Source organism: Actinoplanes sp. TFC3, from assembly GCF_001553785.1.
GTDB lineage: Bacteria > Actinomycetota > Actinomycetes > Mycobacteriales > Micromonosporaceae > Actinoplanes.
Genome location: NZ_LOJP01000001.1, coordinates 5,919,297 through 5,939,576, shown reverse-complemented (window position 1 = coordinate 5,939,576; position 20,280 = coordinate 5,919,297). Strand labels below are relative to the sequence as shown.

The window sequence follows — 20,280 nt, the reverse complement described above, 5'->3', positions numbered from 1 at the left end:
GCGCCGATATTGCCCTGGAGGCGGCCAAACTCTTTATCGGTTAAGTGTCCCACATCACCATGAGGCTGCGTGGCCGTCAAGCAGGAACAGCGCCCGGGATGCGCGTTTTCCCACATCAGAAACGCACTCGTAACACGGTATTGACAGTCAGATGTGAGCCGGATTACGGTCCGAAACTTATCCGGTTCAGTTACATTCTCGCGCTGTTTTTCCAGGAGAACTCGGCCGCGGCGACGGGAGGCTCGGACAGCCAATGGCAGACCATCGCGCAACTCATCTACAAGGCCGGCTGGAAGGACCTCGATCTGGGGTACGCGGCGGCGATGTCGTGGGCCCTGTTCCTCATCATTCTGGTGATCGCCGGCGTCAACGCGTTCCTCACCAACCGGCTGGGCGGGGGCAAACGATGAGACAACGACCCTCGGACCTGGGCCGGGCACCCCAGGAAACCCGCGCAACGCTGCGCACCTATGCCGCGCTGGCTGCCGTTCTGCTGTTGTCGGCGTTTCCGCTCTACTGGATGTTCGTCATCGCGACGAGCACCGACGCGGCGGTCTCGGCCATTCCGCCGTCGGTGCTCCCCGGCGGGCAACTGATGACCAACCTGCACGAGGTCTTCACGATGCAGGACGTCTATTTCACCGCCTCGCTCATCAACAGCGTCATCGTTTCCACGGTCGTGACCGTGTCGACGCTGTTCTTCTGCTCGCTGGCCGGGTTCGCCTTCGCCAAACTGCGCTTCCGTGGCCGCGATCCGCTGATGGTCGTGGTGATCCTGACGCTGACCGTGCCCAACCAGCTCGGCGTGGTGGCGTTGTACATCCTGATGGGCAAGCTCGGCTGGAACGGCACGCTGCTCGCGGTCATCACGCCGTTCCTGGTGAGCGCCTTCGGCGTTTTCTACATGCGCCAGTTCATCCTGCACGCGGTGCCGGACGAACTGGTCGAATCCGCCCGGATGGACGGCGCGCTGACCATGCGGATCTACGCCAGCATCATCCTGCCGGCCATTCGCCCGGCCCTCGCGGTGCTCGGGCTGCTGACCTTCGTGGCGACCTGGAACGAATTCCAATGGCCGCTGATCACGCTCAACGGCACCGAATTCCCGACCTCGATGGTGGCACTGTCGGACCTGGCGAGCGGAAACTATGTCATCTACCGCCGGGTGCTGGCGGGTGCGTTCGTGGCCACGGTTCCGCTGCTCGCGCTGCTGCTCGTGGGCGGGCGGCAGATCGTGCGGGGGATCATGGAAGGCGCCGTGAAGTCCTGACCGAAACTGCTAGGAGCACTGTGCCGTCGTACCGGGAATTGCATGAAGGCTGGATTCTCACCGGCGGTGACGTCACCGATGTCGCCGCCACCGTGCCGGGTTCTGTGCACACCGATCTGCTCGCCGCCGGGATCATCGAGGATCCCTGTCTCGGCTCGAACGAGGCCGAGGTGGCGTGGATCGGGCGCACCGATTGGGTCTATCGCACTCGCTTCGAGTGGAACGGCGGGCAGGAGCGCACCGATCTGGTGTGCGACGGGCTCGACACGATCGCCACGATCATGCTGAACGGCGTCGCAGTGGGGCACACCTCCAACCAGCACCGCGGTTACCGCTTCGATGCGCGCCCGGCCCTGCAAGCGGGCGACAACGACCTGGAAATCCGTTTCCAGTCGGCGTACACGTATGCCGAGGCGCAGCAGCAGCGGCTCGGCGATCGGCCCAACGCCTATCCCGAGCCGTTCAACTTCATCCGCAAGCAGGCCTGCAATTTCGGCTGGGACTGGGGGCCCACGCTGGTCACCGCCGGAATCTGGCAGCCCATTGGTTTGCACACCTGGCAAACGGCCCGGCTGGCCGAGGTGCGACCGCAAGTCACGGTCGTGGCTGGGCGGGGTGTGGTGGAGCTTCGGGTACGAATCGAGCGCACCACCCCCGGCCCGCTCACCCTCACCGCAACAATCGCCGGGCAAACACGCACGCTCACCTGCACCGATGACGAGGTGCAGGTGCGTCTGGACATCGAGGACCCCGGGTTGTGGTGGCCGCGGGGATTCGGTGAACAGCCGCTTTACGACCTCGATGTGGTGCTCGGTGACGGCCTCGATTCCTGGCACCGCCGCGTCGGTTTCCGGACCGTACGGGTGGACACCGCGGACGGCGCTTTCGCCGTGCAGGTCAACGAGGTGCCGGTGTTCGTCAAGGGCGTCAACTGGATCCCCGATGACGTGTTCGCCAGCCGGGTCACGCCCGAGCGGCTGCGGCACCGTTTCCAGCAGGCCATCGACGCGAACGTCAACTATTTGCGGGTGTGGGGCGGTGGCCGCTACGAATCCGAGGAGTTCTACGGCCTCGCCGACGAACTCGGGCTGCTGGTCGGTCAGGACTTCCTTTTCGCCTGCGCCGCCTACCCCGAGGAAGAACCGTTCACGAGTGAGATCGCGGCCGAGGCGCGCGAGAATGTGGTGCGGCTTGCCTCGCATCCCAGCCTGGTGCTGTGGACGGGCAACAACGAGAACATCTGGGGGCACGCCGACTGGGGCTGGATCCCCGAACTCGACGGTAAATCCTGGGGCGCCGGCTTCTATTTCGACCTGCTGCCCGGCATTGTGGCCGAAGAAGACCCGAGCCGCTTCTACTGGCCCGGCAGCCCCTGGTCGGGAAGCCCGGATCGCCACCCCAACGATCCGGCGTACGGGACCACGCACATCTGGGACGTCTGGAACACCGACGACTACACCAAGTACCGCGCATACCGGCCGCGCTTCGCCGCCGAATTCGGCTACCAGGCGCCGCCCACGTATGCAACGCTGCGCCGGGCGCTCACCGATGATCCGCTGACCCATGACTCGCCGGGAATGCAGGCACACCAGAAGGCGATCGGCGGCGACGCGAAGCTGCAACGCGGGCTCGACGCCCACCTGCCGGTCCCGCGCGATTTCGACGATTGGCACTATCTGACCCAGCTCAACCAGGCGCGGGCGTTGTCTCTGGGAATCGAGCACTTCCGCTCGCTGCGGCCGTACTGCATGGGCGCGATCATGTGGCAACTCAACGATTGCTGGCCGGTGACGTCCTGGGCAGCGGTTGACGGGGACGGGCGGAAGAAGCCTTTGTGGTACGCGCTGCGCCACTCCTTTGCCCCGCGACTGCTGACTTTCCAGCCTCGTGAGGGCGGCGTCGCTCTGGTTGCCGTAAACGACTCCGGCGACGTGTGGGAGCTCGAAACGGCGATCTTTGGACGTACCGTGGAAGGGGTTGAGGTTTCGTCGCAATCGGTCGGCGTGAGCGTTGCTCCCGGCTCGGCCACGACGGTGGACGTCAGCGTCTCCGGCGACTTTCTGCTGGCCGAGGCGGACGGTCAGCGGGCTTTCTGGTTCTTCGCCGAGGACAAGGATATTGCTTGGCCGGCACCGCAGTTCGAGGCTGCCGTCGAGGTCATCGGCGACGAGACGCACGTGCGCGTGACGGCCGCAACGACCCTGCGCGACCTCACGCTGTACGCCGACCGCGTCGACCCAGCGGCCGAAGTGGACCGTGCCGGTGTGACTTTGCTCCCAGGCGAATCGGTGACGTTCCGGATCCGTGGCGCCGGCGATCTGGACCCCGCCGCGCTGATCAGCAAACCCGTGCTGCGATGCGTCAACGACGTGGTGGCCGGCGGCTGAGGACGGGGTTGCGAGGCACCGCCGGGAAGTGGGAGATTTCTGCGTACTTCGATGCGACGGGGGCTTTGAATGCGAACTCTGTCCACTCTGGCTGGGCTGTGCCTGATGGCGGCGGGTGCGGTGCTCGTGCCCGCAGCCGCCGCCCAGGCCGCCACCACACCCGCGGCCGGCAGCACGCTCCGGCTCGGGCACAGCGGCAAGTGCCTCAACATCGGCAACAACAGCACCGCCAACAACGCCAAGGTCATCCAGTACACCTGCTCGACCTCGGCCACGGCCCTCAACGACAAGTTCAAGCTGGTCCCGGTGGCCGGATCCGGCGGGTTCTACCAGATCCAGGTCGTCAGCTCGGGCAAGTGCCTCAACGTGACCAGCGCCTCGACCGCCAACAACGCACTGATCATCCAATACACGTGCAGCGCCACCAGCGACAACAACCTCTGGCACGTCGAGGAGATCCCCGGGCGCCCGACCGTACGCTTCGTCGGCGTGGGCAGCGGCAAGTGCCTCAACCTGCCGCGCAACAGCACTGCCGACAACATTCAGCTGATCCAGTACACCTGCTCGGCGTCGACGACAGCGGGCAACGAGCAGTTCTTCCAGCCGCCGGCCACCTCCGGCACCCCTGTGGCGCGCCCGTTCACCAGCAAGCAGCCGATCTCGGTGGTGCAGGGCACGGCCGCGACCAGCGGCGGCACCGCGCCGGTCCACTACAGTTGGATCAACGTCGACAACCAGCTCACCGTGCTGGCCGACCGCAACCCCGACCCGCAGAACACCGACCCCAACGCCCCCGAGCCGATCTACAGCCAGACCGACGGCTTCGGCTACACCGGCCGTACCCAGAGCGCCAGGCTGCAGGACGGCCGCGTGCAGGTGCTGGCCCACGACGCCGCCGCCGGTGACATCGAGCTGGCCGATGAGACGGCAAAGGGCTCCGGCTCGTACGGTCTCATCCACGACATCGGCGGAGCGTTCACCCCGCAGCCGGTGCTCGGCCAACTCGGTCCCAACGGCGCGCTCGTCGCTTTCGCCGTGGTCAACGGTGAGCTCTGGTACGCACCCCAGGTCGTCAACAACACCACGGTGCCCTACGGCGCCTGGCGCAACCTCGGCGGCACCAGCCTGACCGGCACCCCCTCGCTGGTCCGCACCGCCGCCGGTGTCCGGGTCTTCGCCAACGACACCACCAACCGGCTGTGGACTGCGGTGTTCGCCTCGGGCCAGCTATCCGACTGGGTCCAGCTCACCGGCACGTTCACCGGCTTCACCGTAGCGGGCAAGCCGGGCAACGACTCGGTGCTGGTGGGCCGCACGTCCGCCGGTCAGATCCAGGTCAAGGGACAGAACGCCGACGGTTCGTACGCCACCACGCTGACCCCGGTCGCGGGTCTCAACGCCGTGGGCACCCCCAGCGCGGCCACCGACCCGGCCACCGGCCGCGTGGTGATCAGCGCCCGCGACTCGCTGGGCCAGGTCTACCTGTCCTACGAGACCGGCTCGAACACCGACACGTTCGGCGCCTGGCGGCTTGTCTCCGACCCGGAAAGCACGGAAACCCTGGCTGCTAACGACCCGACGGTGTTTGCGTACACGGTGCCGTCCGGGGCCAGCTTCGGGATCGCCTGGCCGAGCAAGGCCACGGACGTCGACTTCCCGATTGTGGCGACGTTTGCTCCTGGGGCGGCTGCTCCTGCTGCTGCTTCCGGCGCTACGCAGCGGAAGGGCGGGCTCAAGGCGGACGTGCACCAGCTGACGCCGCCTGCGAAGGTCGCGAAGATCAAGGGCTGATCCCGTTCCGGGCGCCGGCCCCTTCTGCCTTGGATGGCGGGAGGGGCCGGCGTTTCGCGTTAGGTGGCCCGCTCCTGTGAAGGGTCGCGGTGCACGGCAGAGGGTTCGCCCTCGACCGCTGGCACGAGAGGGGGTGGAGCCCGGCCGCGACGGGTCCGGCCCCGGACGGCTTGATCTCAACCCGGGTTGAGCTCCTACCGTCGTGGCATGCCCGACCCCATGAGCGAGGACCGACCGATGACCGGAACCGAGCAACGAGTGGCGTTGAACGACCCGGCGGCCCACGCCGCTGCCGAGACGGTGGCTGCGGAGCTGGCGGCGCAACTGCAGCTAGGCGGGAACGCCATGGACGCCGACGTGTACGACGCCTGGTTCGCCGCCGACATCCTGTGGGGCAGCCCGTACGGAGCAACGCTGGCCGGCTTCACGGAGTTGAACGCGATCCACCGTCGATTCATGAACCAGTCGCCGTCGACAACCCCAGCCCCGGCCCCGGCCTCGCGCTTCGAAGTCGTGTCGGTCCTCGCGCCCACACCGGGGGTCGTCGTGACCCAGATCCGCCGGCAGGCCCTCGCAGCGGGCGGGTTCTCGGAGATGGCCCTCTACGTGCTGGTCGAACGCGAAGGCCGATGGTGGCTGGCCGCCGCCCAGAACACGCCGATCGGCCAACCCCCGCGAAACAGGACCCAGGTCCCGGTCGCAAGCACCAAGCCGTAAGCCGGAGATCAGGCAGGCAGCGTCGAAACAGCAGGCCACACCCCACACACCCGCGGACCACGCGCGCCAGACCGGATACCGTCGGCTGGTGACTGATGATCGGGCCGCTGCGGCTGAGGTTGAGACCGGGACCACCTTCGACCTGTCGGCCTGTGTGCGGGAGCCGATTCACCGGCTGGGGGGCGTCCAGTCCTACGGTTCGCTGGTTGCCATCGACGGTGACCGGATCGTCGTAGCGAGCGCGAACGCCGAGGCGATGCTCGGGGCCGGGCCGCTGATCGGGGCGCCGGTGTCGCACCTACTGACGGGGGAGCAGTTGGAGACCCTGCTCGCCCTGGTGGATGCCGATGCGGGGCAGGCGGCCATGATGCCGTTGGAGATTCCCGGGCGTTTCGACGTTACCGTGCACCGCTCCGAGGGGCTGCTGGTGCTGGAGTTCGAGCCGGCCGGGCCTGCGGTCAACGAATTCACCGCGTTCTACGCGCCGATCCGGCAAGCGCTCGTGCGGTTGCAGCGGGCCACCACAGTCGTCGAGGCCTGCCAGGCGGCGGTGCGCGAGATCAAAGCGATCACCGGGTACGACCGCGTGGTTGCCTATCGGTTCGAGTCCTTTGACGGGCCCGGCGAGGTGGTCGCCGAGGAGGTTGCGCCGGAATGGGAACCGTGGCTGGGACTGTGGTTCCCGGCCACCGACATCCCCCCGCAAGCCCGCCGGCTGTACGAACACAACTGGATCCGGGTCATCGCCGACGTCGACGACGCCACCGCCGTGCTGGAGCCGGTGACCGCGGAGCCGCTGGACCTGTCGCTGTCGGTGCTGCGTACGGTGTCACCTTTTCATTTGGAGTACCTGCGCAACATCGGGGTGACCTCCTCGATGTCGGTGTCGCTGCTGGCCCACGGGCGGCTCTGGGGGCTGATCGCCTGCCACGGCCGCGACGTCAAAACCTTGAGCCCGCAGCTCCGGGCGGCGTGCGAGTTCTTCGGGGTTGCCCTGTCCCTGCACCTGGCGGCGTTGCGGGAGCGCGACGACAGCGCCGGGCGGGAGCAGTCGCGCACGGTCATCGTCCGGTTGATGGAGCGGGTGGCTGCCGACCTGCCAACCGGGTGGGCCGCGGGGCCCGCCGGGTTGGAGCGCGTGATGGATTGCGATGCTGTGGCCGTACGGATGAATGGTGAGACCGTTGTGCACGGGGCTGATCCGGGCCCGGAAGCTGTTGCGGCACTGGCCGCGGCTGTTCCGCCGTTGGGCGCGGGCGAGTTGTGGCACAGCGACGAGGTGGGGTCGGGCACGCCGGACCTGGCCGGGGCGCTCGTGCTGCGGTTGAGCAACGCCGGGGACAGCATCATGTGGCTGCGCAAGGAACGCACGTCGCGGCGGCGGTGGGCGGCCGATCCGGATACGCCGGTGGTGCTCGGGCCGCACGGTCAGCGGTTGACCCCGCGCGGGTCGACGGCGGTGTTCCTGGCCACCGTGCGCGGGCGCAGTTTGCCGTGGACCGCGACGGATCTGGCGATGGCGGGGGAGCTGGGCCGCGGGATCATGGAGATCGCGGTGGCTTACGCGCGCGAGATGGTGGCACTGAACACCGAGCTGAGCCGCAGCAACGTCGACTTGGATTCGTTCGCGCACGCGGCTGCGCACGATCTGAAGGAGCCCTTGCGGGGCATCGCGAACACCGCGGCGTTCATCGCCGAGGACGCGGCGGACGACTTGGACCCGGTGACCGCGCGGCGGCTGACCTCCATCCAGCGGCTGGCCACCCGGATGGATGAGCTGCTCAACGCGCTGCTCTACTACTCAAGGCTGGGGCGCACCGAGTTGCGCCGCGAGCCGGTGAACCTGCGGGCCGCCGTCGAGCACGCGCTGGAGGTGGCCGGGCCGCGGCTGGAATCCGAGCGCGTGGAGATCGAGCTGCCCGATCCGGGGGCCGTGCTGCTGGCCGATCCGGTGCTGTTCGACGAGGTGCTGGTCAACTTGCTGGTGAACGCGGCCAAGTATGCCCGGGTGCAGGGGGCGCGGCGGGTGGCTGTGGGGGCGGAAGCGGATGCCTTGTTCGTACGGGACAACGGTGTGGGCATGCCACCGCACCTACGCGAGGAGGCGTTCCAACTTTTCCGGCGGCTGCACCCGAAGACGAACCCGGGTGACGGGTCGGGCGCGGGGCTGGCGATCGTGCGCCGCATCGTGGAACGCCACGGCGGGCGGGTGTGGGCCGAGGAGACGCCGGGCGGGGGCACGACGATGTGGGCGACGTTTCCCGGTCAGGAACGGGCGCGCCAATAATCCAACGTCTGAGTGAGGACCGTACGGAACAGAGCGAAGTTGATCGGCTTGTAGATGTAGCTGTCCGCCCCGGCCGCATAGCACGCATCGGCTTCCGTCTGATCCTCCGACGACGTGAAGACGACAAGCGTCAGGTGCGGCAGGGCGGGCTCTGCTCGTACCCGTTGAATGACCTGCAGTCCGCCTTCCCCGGGCATGTTCAAATCGAGCAGAACAAGGCCGGGCAGGACGGTGTCAGGCTGGTTGAGCCGGGGCAGCACGTCGGCGCCCGACCGCAGGAATTCCAGCCGTACGTTCGGATGTGAGCGCCCGATGGCCCGCCCGATGGCTTCGACGTCCTCCTCGGAGTCCTCGACCACCAGGACGAAATCCGGGTCCGTGTCAGCCATCGTGGTGCCCCCTCGCGCGGATCGCCAGCACGGCGATGTCATCGCCCCCGCCCCCGCCGAACGCGGCCGAGGCGCTGCTCACCTCGCGCACCAGCTCCTCGACCGGGGCGTCGCGCAGGCGATCGAGCGTGTTCCACAGCTCGCGATGTTCGAACATCACGCCGCCGGCATCGCGGCTCTCGGTCAGCCCGTCGGTGAACATCAGCAGCGTGTCACCCGGCGCCAGCTGCAACTGCGACCGCCCGATCGACGGCTTCGCCACAACCCCCAGCGGAATCCCACCGCCGCGCCCCGCCTCGGCCGGACGCTCCCGGCGCACCACAATCGGCGCCGGATGACCGGCTGACAACCAGCGCACGCTCACCTCGCTGGGTCCCGGCCGCAGCATCGCCACACCGGTGGTCACAAACCGCCACGAGCCGTCGCGCCGCAGGCCACTGTTGAGCCGCCCGAGCGCCCGCCCGGGTGACACGCCCTCCTGCAGCAGCGTGCTCAAGGTGTGCCGGGCCATCCCGGTGAGCGCCGCAGCCTCAGGGCCACGCCCGCACACATCACCGATCAGCGCCGCCACCGTGCCGTCCGAGCGGGCCACCACGTCGTAGAAGTCCCCGCCCACCTCGGTCACCCGGTCCCCGACGGCGTAGTTCGCCGCCATGTGCAGACCCTTGGCAACCGGCAGACGGGCGGGCAGCAGATGCTGTTGCATGGTCATCACGTCGCGGCGGCGCTGCTCGTACAACTGCCCGTTGTCGATCGCCAGGGCCGCCCGATAAGCCAGGTCCCGCAAGAAATCGGCCGGCGGAATCCGCTCATCCCCTCGGTCGAAGAGGAACAGCAGAACACCGAGTACGCGCCCGCGCGCCCGCAGCACCTCAGGATGGAGGGTCCGGGTCCCAGCCTGGAACGGCGCTTCCACGTGCATCCGCTTGGCCCGCCCGGCCACTGCACACCGGGCCAGCCGCCCCAGCCCGTCAGTGGTCTCGGCGTGATTCAACGCGGCATCGAGCCGGCGCATGTCAACGTGGACGGCGCTGCTGAGCGAGAGCGTGTCGTTGTCGCAGGTGTAGACCAGGCATCCCTCGGCGATCGCCGGCACGGCCATGCGAGCCACCCGGCGCAGCGTCTGCTTGGTGTCGAGGACGGCGTCCATCTGCAGGGAGGCCTCGGCGAGCAGGGCATCACGGATCTGCTGCGCTTCCTCGTCGCGGCGGCCTTCGAGGCGGTGGATGGCCTCGCGGGCTACGTCCACTACTTGGGCCAGGCAGGCGCGTACCCGCTCGAGGTCGGCGGTGTCGTCGGTGAGCGCCATCATGGTGCCACCGGATTTGCCGGGGACTTCGACGCTGAGGGAGATGGCGTGGCGGACACCGCGCTTGGCCAGAGATTCCGGGATTTCTTGAGGTGCGGCCTCGGCCAGGGCTTCGGCGGTCTTCTCGTCGTCGGCTTCCAATGGCAGGCCCGCCCACCGGTACGCCGAAGTGTGTCCCCGGGGGTCATGACGCAGCCCCCACACGCCGAGCACCCCCGGCTCACCCAGCAGCGGCGGCAGAACAAGCTCCGCAAGCTGGTCGCGCGCAGTGATCGCAGCGACGGCCGTCCAGAGCCGGTGCAGCGTCGCGGCCCACCCCAGCTCGCTGTCGCCCACGCCCACCTCCCAGCCATCCCTCACTCAGGGTAACGGGCCCGAGAGTCCGAGAGGGTGACGGCCCCCGAGAGCCCGAGCAAGTATGCGCGGATCCTTGCACCAGAGCAAACGACGGCCGGGGGTGCCCGGCGCGCGCCTTGAGCGCCTGAACTGCCCCCCACGAGCCGTCGATCTTCACTACATTGAGGCGGCGGGACGTCAACGGTCTGTACGGCACGTACCAGGCGAAGCTGTCGGACAGTTGCACCGGGGACTACATCCAGATCCTGGACTACTGAGCCTTCTCGAGGCTTTGCCGGGGCGGCTCGGGCTCCTCAACGCAGAGATCCGAGCCGCCACCAAGCCGCCACCAAGAAAGAACAGTGCCCTACTCGGGCACCCGCCGGTAAGCGCCATCACTGGCGCTGGTAGCCATCGACGCGTATGCCCGCAAGGCCGCCGACACCGGCCGCACCCGGTCAGCCGGCGTGTAAGGCTTGGCCCGCCGCTCCTGTTCGTGGCGCCGCTGGGCCAGATCCTCGTCCGACACGTTGAGCGTGATGCTGCGGCCGGGGATGTCGATGGTGATCTCGTCGCCGGTCTCGACCAGGGCGATCAGGCCCCCGGAAGCCGCCTCCGGAGAGACGTGGCCGATGGACAGCCCGCTCGTGCCGCCGGAGAAGCGGCCGTCGGTGATCAGCGCGCACGCCTTGCCCAGGCCGCGGCCCTTGAGGAAGCTCGTCGGGTACAGCATCTCCTGCATGCCGGGGCCGCCCTTGGGGCCCTCGTAGCGGATCACCACGACGTCCCCCTCGACCACCTGCTTGCCGAGGATGCCGTCGACCGCCGCGTCTTGGCTCTCGAAGACGCGGGCCGGTCCGGTGAACTTCCAGATCGACTCATCGACGCCTGCCGTCTTCACCACGCAGCCATCCGGGGCGAGGTTGCCGAAGAGGATAGCCAGGCCGCCATCGACGGTGTAGGCGTGCTCGACCGAGCGGATGCAGCCGCTCTCGGCGTCGGTGTCGAGGGTGGCCCAGCGGTTCTCGGTGCTGAACGGCTGGGTGGTGCGCACGCCGCCGGGGGCGGCGTGGAAGAGCTCCAGCGCCTCGGGGCTGGCCGAGCCGCTGCGGATGTCCCAGGCGTCCAGCCAACTGCTGAGATCGGGGGAGTGTACGGACCGGACGTTCGTCTTGAGCGAGCCACCGCGGTTCAACTCGCCGAGCAGGGCGGGGATGCCACCGGCCCGGTGCACGTCCTCCATGTGGTACTTGGGGCTGTTCGGGGCGACCTTGCTCAGGCAGGGCACCCGGCGCGAGATCGCGTCGATGTCGGCGACGCTGAAGTCCAGCCCGGCCTCGCGGGCCGCGGCCAGCAGGTGCAGCACCGTGTTGGTGGAGCCGCCCATCGCCACGTCCAGGGCCACCGCGTTCTCGAAGGCGTCGCGGCTGGCGATGGTGCGCGGCAGCACGCTCTCGTCGTTGTTCTCGTAGTACTGCTTGGCGATGTCGACGATCAGCGCGCCGGCCTTCTCGAACAGCGCCTTGCGGGAGGCGTGCGTGGCCAGCGTGGAGCCGTTGCCGGGCAGGGCCAGGCCGATCGCCTCGGTCAGGCAGTTCATCGAGTTGGCGGTGAACATGCCGGAGCACGAACCGCAGGTGGGGCAGGCCGAGCGCTCGATGGTGTCGAGCTGCTGGTCGGTGACCTTGTCGTTGGCGCTGGCGCTCATCGCGTCGACCAGGTCGAGCTTCTCGTGCACCACGCCCTCGATGGCGACGGTCTTGCCGGCCTCCATCGGGCCGCCGGAGACGAACACCGTCGGGATGTTGAGCCGCAGTGCGGCGATCAGCATGCCGGGGGTGATCTTGTCGCAGTTCGAGATGCAGACCAGGGCGTCGGCGCAGTGCGCGTTGACCATGTATTCGACGGCATCGGCGATCAGCTCGCGGCTGGGCAGCGAGTAGAGCATGCCGCCGTGGCCCATGGCGATGCCGTCGTCGACGGCAATGGTGTTGAACTCGCGCCCGACGCCGCCGGCCTCGGCGATGCTGTCGGCGACGAGCCCGCCGAGGTCCTTGAGGTGCACATGCCCCGGTACGAACTGGGTGTAGCTGTTGGCAATCGCCACGATGGGCTTGCCGAAGTCGTCGTCGGTCATGCCGGTGGCGCGCCAGAGGGCGCGGGCGCCGGCCATCGTCCGACCGTGTGTTGAGGTCCGGGAACGCAGCTCAGGCATGACACCCATAGTGCCACCGCGAGTAAGGACCGCCGGTGTGCCGCCCGTCATGCTTCCACAAGGCGGGACGCGGAAGCGCGACAAGGCGGGACAGCAAGGCGGGACGTGACAGGGACTACAACAAATGATCGCGGTACGGCAGAGTGTTCCCGTGCACTCACCGTCCGGCGTGGAGCTGGCCGGGCTGGCGAGCCTCCTGGTCGCCGTCCCGGCCGTCGCCTTGCTGGGCAAATCCGGACGTAAACACACGGGTGCCGCGCGCCGGGCCCACCTCCTGCTGGCTGCGGGTGGTGCGCTGTCGACCGCCGCCGCCTTGGCCGGCCTGCTTACCGCGGTGCTGCTGCCGCACCGGGACGGCCGGACGCTGGGCCAGGCGGTCGCGCTCGCCATGGCCCTGGGCACGATCACGCTGCTGACCGGCACCTTGATGCTGCCGGGCGCCGCGGAGAGCCGCCGGGCGGCGCTGCGTCACCTGCTCGACGGTCTGATCGTCGCGGCGGCGATCTGGTTCGTGGGCTGGATCCTGGTCTCCGCACCCACCCGCATCCTGGGCGCGGCCACCCCGGTCCGGTGCCTGCCGATGTTGCTGCCCGCCGGTGTCGCGGTGCTGGCCACGGGCCTGACCACCATTCTCGCGATGCATGCGCACCGGCCGCGCTACGCCACGGTCCGGGTCTCCGCCGGGGTCACCATGGTGGCGATCGGCGCCACCGCGTTGTCCGGCGGCATCTGCCAGGACTGGCCGGTTATCGTGCTGAGCAGCGCGATCCTGCTGCCGGCGGGGCTGTTCGTGGTGGCCCGCGGCGTGCGCAGCGCGGACCGGCCGGTCACGGTCACCGGCGACATCATCCAGCGCGGATCCGGCTATGCGTTCGTACCCATGGGCTCGATGTTTCTGGCCGGCTGTTACCACCTGCTGGCCGGCGGCGAATTCACCGGTTTGGGCTTCGTGGGCGCCACGGTGGAGGGCTTCGCGCTGGTCACCCGGCAATACGTGGCGCTCGGGGACGTACGGGATTACACCTTGCGGTTGCGTCAGCGGGAGGCACACTTCCGCGAGCTGGCGCACACCGATCCGCTCACCGGGCTGGCCAACCGGCGGGGTCTGGTGCGGGCGCTGCGCACCGACGCGTCCTTCGCGCACGACCGCACGCTGGTCAGCATCGACCTGGATGGCTTCAAGAACGTCAACGACATGCGCGGGCATGACATCGGTGACGCGGTTCTGACTGAGGTGGGCGAGCGGCTGCGCGCCAACCTGCGTGAGGGGGACGTGGCCGCGCGGCTGGGTGGGGATGAGTTCGCGGTGCTGATGATGGCGAGCCGCGAGGAAGCGCTGCGGGTGAGCGAGCGGCTGCTCGAAGTGCTGTGCGAGCCCTACGACACCACCGACGGGCCGGTCTTCCTGTCGGCGAGCGTGGGCGTGGCGGGCTCTCCCGCGCCCGGCGACACCGGCGAGCTGATGCGCGACGCGGATCTGGCGCTGCGTTACGCGAAGCAGCGCGGCAAGAACCGGGTGGAGAGCTACGAGAAGCGCTATGACGAGCTGCTGCGCCGGCACAGCGTGCTGGAGAACGAGCTTCGCCACGCCATCGACAGGGATCAGTTGCGGTTGGTGTTCCAACCGGTCGTGACGCTTCCATCGGTACGTCCAGTGGGCGCGGAAGCTCTGTTGCGCTGGACCCACCCCGAGTTGGGCAAGGTCCGCCCGGACGAGTTCATCCCGGTCGCCGAGGAGTCCGATCTCATCTGCGTGCTCGGCTCCTGGGTGCTCGACCAGGCTTGCCGTCAGCTCTCGCAGTGGCTGGCGGCCGGGCACGACGTGTGGGTGTCGGTCAACCTGTCACCCAAGGAGTTGCACGCCGCCGACTACGCGTGCCGGGTGGCCGGCGTGCTGGAGAAGTACGGCGTTCCCCCGCAGCGGCTCGTGCTGGAGGTCACCGAGCATGCCGTGGCCACCGACAAGGAAGAGCTGATCCGCCGCCTGGTCGAGCTGCGCTCCACCGGGGTGCGGATCGCGCTGGACGACTTCGGGGCCGGCTACTCCTCGCTGGGCCAGCTGCGCGACCTGCCGGTGGACATCTTGAAGATCGATCACGCGCTGGTCGCCGAGCCGGAGTCGCGGACGGGCATGGCCGCGCCGCTGGTCGACGTCGTCGTGCGCCTCGGGCACCGGCTGGGCCTGGAGGTGCTGGCCGAGGGCGTCGGCACCCCCGCGCAACGCGAGGTGGTCGAGCAGGCCGGGTGCCGGCTCGGGCAGGGCTCGCTGTTCGGCTGGGGCGTGCCGGCCGAGCATTTCGAGGCCAAGCTGCTCACCGCTCGGCCCGGCGGAGTACGCCCGGTTCCGCCGGCCCGCAACCGCCCGCCGGTTTCCTCAACGGCACCTGCTCGCAGCCAGATCGTCATGCTGGGGCCCGGAATGCGGCAGGTGAGAGCGGTCCTGCCCACCGATCCGGCCTTTTCGAGTGACCAAGATGTGAGATCAGTTGACGCACCACGTGAGATGGGGCAGTCTTAGCCGCATGTGTTCGTCGTTCCTCGTACTTAGTTGAGCGCGCTGCCCATCTAGAACCCCGGGCAGTGCGCTAGGTCCCGTGCGAAAGCACGCGGGCCTTTTTTGTTGCGCGAAGAACGGCATCCGAACCCGAACGAAGGCCTGATCGTCATGACGAGACCCACGCCAGAGACCCTCGCAAACCGCGCTACCCCGGCCACCGTCGCAGCGGCCTCCGGGACGGCTGTACCGGCTTCCCCGACCCCGGTCACCGGGGCCGGTTCCCTCGTGCGGTCACTGGAGGCGCTCGGCGTCGAGGTGGCGTTCGGCATTCCCGGCGGGACGATCCTGCCGGCCTACGACCCGCTGTACGACTCCAAGGTCCGGCACATCCTGGTGCGCCACGAGCAGGGCGCGGGTCACGCCGCCACCGGCTATGCCCAGGCCACCGGCAAGGTCGGCGTGTGCATCGCCACCTCCGGGCCGGGCGCCACCAACCTGGTCACCGCGATCGCCGACGCCTACATGGACTCGGTGCCGATCGTGGCGATCACCGGTCAGGTCTCGCGCGCCGCCATCGGCACCGACGCGTTCCAGGAAGCAGATATCCAGGGCATCACGCTGCCGATCACGAAGCACAACTTCCTGATCCAGGACCCCGAGGAGATCCCTCAGGTTCTCGCGCAGGCGTTCCACCTGGCCTCGACCGGCCGGCCCGGCCCGGTGCTGGTCGACATCCCCAAGGACGTCCAGCAGGCGCAGACCACGTTCTCCTGGCCGCCGACGCTGGACCTGCCCGGCTACCGGCCCACCCTGCACCCGCACGGCAAGCAGATCCGCGAGGCAGCCCGGTTGATCGCCGCGGCCAAGCGCCCGGTGCTCTACGTCGGCGGCGGCGTGCTCAAGGCCGGCGCCACCGACGGGCTGCGCAAGCTGGCCGAGCTCACCGGCATCCCGGTGGTCACCACGCTGATGGCGCTCGGCGCGTTCCCCGACTCGCACCCGCAGCATCTGGGCATGCCCGGCATGCACGGCACGGTTCCCGCGGTGTACGCCCTGCAGAAGGCTGACCTGCTGGTGACCCTCGGCGCCCGCTTCGACGACCGGGTCACCGGCCAGCTCGACTCGTTCGCGCCGGACGCCAAGATCGTGCACGCCGACATCGACCCGGCCGAGATCGGCAAGAACCGCCACGCCGACGTGCCCATCGTGGGCGATGCCCGGCACGTGATCGACGAGCTGATCGCCGCGATCTCCACCTCGGCGACCGGCGCCTCGGCCTACGAGCCGTGGTGGGCCCAGCTCAACGACCTGCGCGAGCGCTACCCGCTGGGCTACGACGAGCCGACCGACGGCACGCTCGCCCCGCAGTACGTGATCGAGCGCATCGGCCAGCTCGCCGGCCCGGACGCGATCTACGTGGCCGGCGTGGGCCAGCACCAGATGTGGGCCTCGCAGTTCATCAAGTACGAGAAGCCGGGCACCTGGCTCAACTCCGGCGGCGCCGGCACCATGGGCTACGCGGTGCCCGCCGCGATGGGCGCCAAGGTCGGCCGGCCCGAGACCGCGGTGTGGGCGATCGACGGCGACGGCTGTTTCCAGATGACCAACCAGGAGCTGGCCACCTGCGCGCTGGAGGGCATCCCGGTCAAGATCGCCGTGATCAACAACGGCAACCTGGGCATGGTGCGCCAGTGGCAGACCCTGTTCTACGAGGGTCGCTACTCCAACACCGAGCTGGGCACGCACAAGCACCGCATCCCCGACTTCGTGAAGCTGGCCGAGGCGCTGGGCTGCATCGGGCTGCGCTGCGAGTCCAAGGACGACGTGGACGCCACCATCAAGGCGGCAATGGACATCACCGACCGGCCAGTGGTGATCGACTTCACGGTCGGCAAGGACGCCATGGTGTGGCCCATGGTTGCCGCCGGCACCAGCAACGACGAGATCATGCACGCCCGGGACCTGCGCCCCAACTTCGAAGAGGATGACCTGTGAGCAGCCAGAACAAGCACACCCTCTCGGTGCTGGTGGAGAACAAGCCAGGCGTGCTGGCCCGGGTGAGCGGGCTCTTCTCCCGGCGCAGCTTCAACATCGACTCGCTGGCGGTGGGCGAGACGGAGAACCCCGACGTCTCCCGCATCACGATCGTGGTCAACGCCGACTCCTCACCCCTGGAGCAGGTGACCAAGCAGCTCAACAAGCTGGTGAACGTCCTGAAGATCGTCGAGCTGGACCCGCAGCAGTCGGTGCAGCGTGAACTCCTGCTGGTCAAGGTCCGCGCCGAGCGGGCCATGCGCAGCCAGGTGCTCGAGACGGTCGAGCTGTTCAGGGCGAAGGTGATCGACGTCGCACCGGACACCCTCACGATCGAGGCGACCGGCAACCCCGACAAGCTGGACGCGTTGCTGCGCGACCTCGAGCCGTACGGCATCAAGGAAATGGTGCAGTCCGGTCTCGTGGCCATCGGCCGCGGCAGCCGGTCCATCACCACCGGCCCTGCCCTGCGCGCGGCCTGATCCCGCCTGACCCACACAAGAATTTCGAAAGGGAAGTCATGACCGCGGAAACGTTCTACGACGACGACGCCGACCTGTCCATCATCCAGGGGCGCAAGGTCGCCGTGATCGGCTACGGCAGCCAGGGCCACGCGCACTCGCTGTCGCTGCGCGATTCGGGCGTCGACGTGGTGATCGGCCTGAAGGAGGGTTCGAAGAGCCGGGCCAAGGCCGAGGAGCAGGGCCTCAAGGTGCTCACCCCCGCCGAGGCGTCCGCCTGGGCCGACGTGATCATGGTGCTGGCCCCGGACACCGCGCAGCGCAAGATCTACACCGAGTCGATCGAGCCGAACCTCACGGCCGGGAAGGCGCTGTTCTTCGGCCACGGCCTGAACATCCGCTTCGAGCTGATCAAGCCCCCGGCCGACGTCGACGTGGCGATGGTCGCCCCCAAGGGCCCGGGTCACCTGGTCCGCCGCCAGTACGTCGACGGCAAGGGCGTGCCCGCGCTCATCGCCGTCGAGCAGGACGCCACCGGTGGCGCCCAGGCGCTCGCCCTGTCGTACGCGAAGGCCATCGGCGGCACCCGCGCCGGGGTCATCAAGACCACGTTCAAGGAAGAGACCGAGACCGACCTGTTCGGCGAGCAGGCGGTGCTCTGTGGTGGCACGGCGGCGCTGGTGCAGACCGGTTTCGAGGTGCTCACCGAGGCCGGCTACGCCCCGGAGATCGCCTACTTCGAGTGCCTGCACGAGCTCAAGCTCATCGTCGACCTGATGTACGAGGGCGGCATCTCCCGGATGCGCTACAGCGTCTCGGACACCGCCGAGTTCGGTGACTACGTCTCCGGCCCGCGTGTGATCAACGCCGGGGTCAAGGAGGAGATGAAGAAGATCCTCGCCGACATCCAGTCCGGCGAGTTCACCCGCACCCTCATCGCCGATGACGAGGCCGGCGCCCCGGCGCTGAAGAAGTACCGCGAGCAGGGTGCCCAGCACCCGATCGAGATCACCGGCGCCAAGCTGCGCAGCATGATGAGCTGGGTGGACCGGCCGATCACCGAGACGGCCTGATCCGTTTTGCCCTCCGGGTCGCGGTGCTTTTTTCTTTGGCCCGCGACCCGCTCCGGGTGACGCGACGATTACTTGAAACGCGGGCGTTACGTCCCTCTTACCTTATTGGCGTCGTCATCGAATTGTGCATCGTTGAGGTACTTGCCGGTGGTGCGCAGCAGGTAGCCTCGCCGCATGCGACTGGCTGATTCTTTCCGGAGTGAGCGCTTCGGCGCGGTCCGGATCCAAGAGCTGCAGAGGGTGATCGAGCTCGACTCGGGCGCCGTGCACGACACTGGTCAGCCGAGCCTTTCGGCTGGTAGCCGCGTCGTGCCGCCGGAAGCAATGCGTGCCGTCGAGTCGCAAATGGTAATCGTCGTCCCCTGCATGAATGAGACACGAAGCGTCATCGAAGGCGTGCTCTCCGGGATTCCCCATGACTGTCTCATTGTGCTTGTCTCGAACAGCGACAGGCGTCCGGTGGACCGCTACGAGATCGAATCGCAGACGCTTGAGCAGTTCTGCCGTCTGGCGGGCCGTTCCGCGGTGGCCGTCCATCAAAAAGACCCGGGCCTGGCCGCCGCGTTCAAAGCCGCCGGCATGACGGAATTGATCGGCGAGGACGGCCTGGTGCGTAACGGCAAGGGCGAGGCCATGCTGATCGGCATGGCGGTGGCCGCGATGACCGGCCGCAAATACCTCGGCTATGTCGACGCCGACAATTACGTGCCCGGTGCGGTCAATGAGTACTGCAAGGCCTATGCGGCGGGGCTCTATCTGGCCGGCAGCGCGTACTCGATGGTCCGGATCTCCTGGCACTCCAAACCCAAGCTGCGTGACGGCCGGTTGTTCTTCAGCCGCAAGGGCCGCAGTTCCCAGATCACCAACGAATGGCTCAACAAGTTCCTCGCCGAGTATTCCGGCTTCGGCACCGAGGTCATCGCCACGGGCAACGCCGGTGAGCATGCCATGACCCTCGAACTGGGCCTGAAACTGCGGCTTGCGGGCGGCTTCGCGGTTGAGCCGTACGAGTACATGGACGTCTTCGAGCAGTTCGGCGGCGTGCTGGAAAGCAGCGATGCGGAGGTGATGGCCGGCTCGGTGCCGATTCTGCAGATCGAGACCCGCAACCCGCATTTCCACGACAACAAGGGCGAGGAACACGTGCAGGGCATGCGCATGCAAGCCCTCAATGTCATCTACCACTCGCCGGTCACCCTGCCCTCGGTGCGCCAGGCAATCGTCGATTTCATGATCTCGCAGGGCGCGCTGCAAGCCGGTCAGGAACCACCGAAGGAACGGGTCTATCCGCCCGTCGCCAGCCTCGACCTGGAATTGCTCTACGACGGCCTGGACGCCGAAGCGCTGTCCTTCCGTCAGTTCGACGGGCGCGCCTCCAACGGCCTCCCGCCGGCGCCACCGATCGAGCGCCGCGCCATTCCGCACCACGCGATCTGACCCTGCCGGTGGGCGTGGCGGCGCCTACCGGTCTGAGGAATACTGTCACCCTCTGGTTACGTGATGTAGCGAGATGG

At 68.2% G+C, this 20,280-nt stretch carries 14 protein-coding genes; 11 read left to right on the top strand and 3 right to left on the bottom strand.

Translation table 11 applies throughout. The features are described from left to right. Positions 1-44: 44 nt before the first annotated feature. The 6 genes from TFC3_RS39625 to TFC3_RS26710 all read left to right on the top strand — a co-directional run bounded on the left by TFC3_RS39625 (position 45) and on the right by TFC3_RS26710 (position 8,452). On the top strand, positions 45-410 hold the full coding sequence (locus TFC3_RS39625; RefSeq protein WP_236718327.1) for a hypothetical protein: 366 nt from the start codon (positions 45-47) through the stop codon (positions 408-410). Further along, positions 407-1,270, top strand: a complete 864-nt coding sequence (locus TFC3_RS26730; protein WP_067505475.1) for a carbohydrate ABC transporter permease — start codon at positions 407-409, stop codon at positions 1,268-1,270. Before TFC3_RS39625 ends, TFC3_RS26730 begins: the two co-directional genes overlap by 4 nt. 20 nt (positions 1,271-1,290) lie before the next feature. Next, positions 1,291-3,657, top strand: coding sequence for a glycoside hydrolase family 2 protein (locus tag TFC3_RS26725; RefSeq protein ID WP_067505472.1), 2,367 nt, complete (start codon positions 1,291-1,293; stop codon positions 3,655-3,657). Between the two features lie 69 nt (positions 3,658-3,726). Continuing rightward, complete coding sequence (locus TFC3_RS26720) at positions 3,727-5,448, top strand: RICIN domain-containing protein (RefSeq protein WP_082772324.1); 1,722 nt, start codon at positions 3,727-3,729, stop codon at positions 5,446-5,448. 207 nt (positions 5,449-5,655) lie between these two features. Further along, positions 5,656-6,165, top strand: coding sequence for a DUF4440 domain-containing protein (locus tag TFC3_RS26715; RefSeq protein ID WP_236718325.1), 510 nt, complete (start codon positions 5,656-5,658; stop codon positions 6,163-6,165). Positions 6,166-6,253: 88 nt separating this feature from the next. Then, positions 6,254-8,452, top strand: a complete 2,199-nt coding sequence (locus tag TFC3_RS26710; protein ID WP_067505466.1) for an ATP-binding protein — start codon at positions 6,254-6,256, stop codon at positions 8,450-8,452. Here the strand turns inward: TFC3_RS26710 and TFC3_RS26705 are convergent. From TFC3_RS26705 to ilvD, 3 genes are all read right to left on the bottom strand, one after another. Further along, positions 8,431-8,841, bottom strand: coding sequence for a response regulator (locus tag TFC3_RS26705; protein WP_067505464.1), 411 nt, complete (start codon positions 8,839-8,841; stop codon positions 8,431-8,433). The genes TFC3_RS26710 and TFC3_RS26705 overlap by 22 nt on opposite strands. Beyond that, entirely contained in the window at positions 8,834-10,486 is a 1,653-nt protein-coding gene (locus TFC3_RS26700) for a PP2C family protein-serine/threonine phosphatase (RefSeq protein ID WP_153040391.1), read from the bottom strand. The genes TFC3_RS26705 and TFC3_RS26700 overlap by 8 nt, the downstream gene beginning before the upstream one ends. 367 nt (positions 10,487-10,853) lie before the next feature. Then, complete coding sequence (ilvD, locus tag TFC3_RS26695) at positions 10,854-12,701, bottom strand: dihydroxy-acid dehydratase (RefSeq protein ID WP_082772537.1); 1,848 nt, start codon at positions 12,699-12,701, stop codon at positions 10,854-10,856. 124 nt (positions 12,702-12,825) lie between these two features. On the opposite strand from ilvD, the gene TFC3_RS26690 reads away from it, so the two are divergent. From TFC3_RS26690 to mpgS, 5 genes are all read left to right on the top strand, one after another. Continuing rightward, positions 12,826-15,219 carry a bifunctional diguanylate cyclase/phosphodiesterase gene (locus tag TFC3_RS26690; RefSeq protein ID WP_067505455.1) on the top strand — a complete coding sequence of 798 codons (2,394 nt, stop codon included), beginning with the start codon at positions 12,826-12,828 and terminating at the stop codon, positions 15,217-15,219. A gap of 147 nt (positions 15,220-15,366) precedes the next feature. Next, on the top strand, positions 15,367-17,193 hold the full coding sequence (locus TFC3_RS26685) for an acetolactate synthase large subunit (protein ID WP_067507673.1): 1,827 nt from the start codon (positions 15,367-15,369) through the stop codon (positions 17,191-17,193). Then, entirely contained in the window at positions 17,190-17,714 is a 525-nt protein-coding gene (gene ilvN / locus TFC3_RS26680; RefSeq protein WP_067505452.1) for an acetolactate synthase small subunit, read from the top strand. Before TFC3_RS26685 ends, ilvN begins: the two co-directional genes overlap by 4 nt. A gap of 38 nt (positions 17,715-17,752) precedes the next feature. Beyond that, a complete protein-coding gene (ilvC, locus tag TFC3_RS26675; RefSeq protein WP_067505448.1) occupies positions 17,753-18,766 on the top strand; it encodes a ketol-acid reductoisomerase in 1,014 nt (337 codons plus the stop codon). A 174-nt stretch (positions 18,767-18,940) separates the two neighbouring features. Next, positions 18,941-20,203 (top strand): mannosyl-3-phosphoglycerate synthase, encoded by a 1,263-nt coding sequence (mpgS, locus tag TFC3_RS26670; RefSeq protein ID WP_082772322.1) that lies wholly within the window; start codon positions 18,941-18,943, stop codon positions 20,201-20,203. Positions 20,204-20,280: the final 77 nt, after the last annotated feature.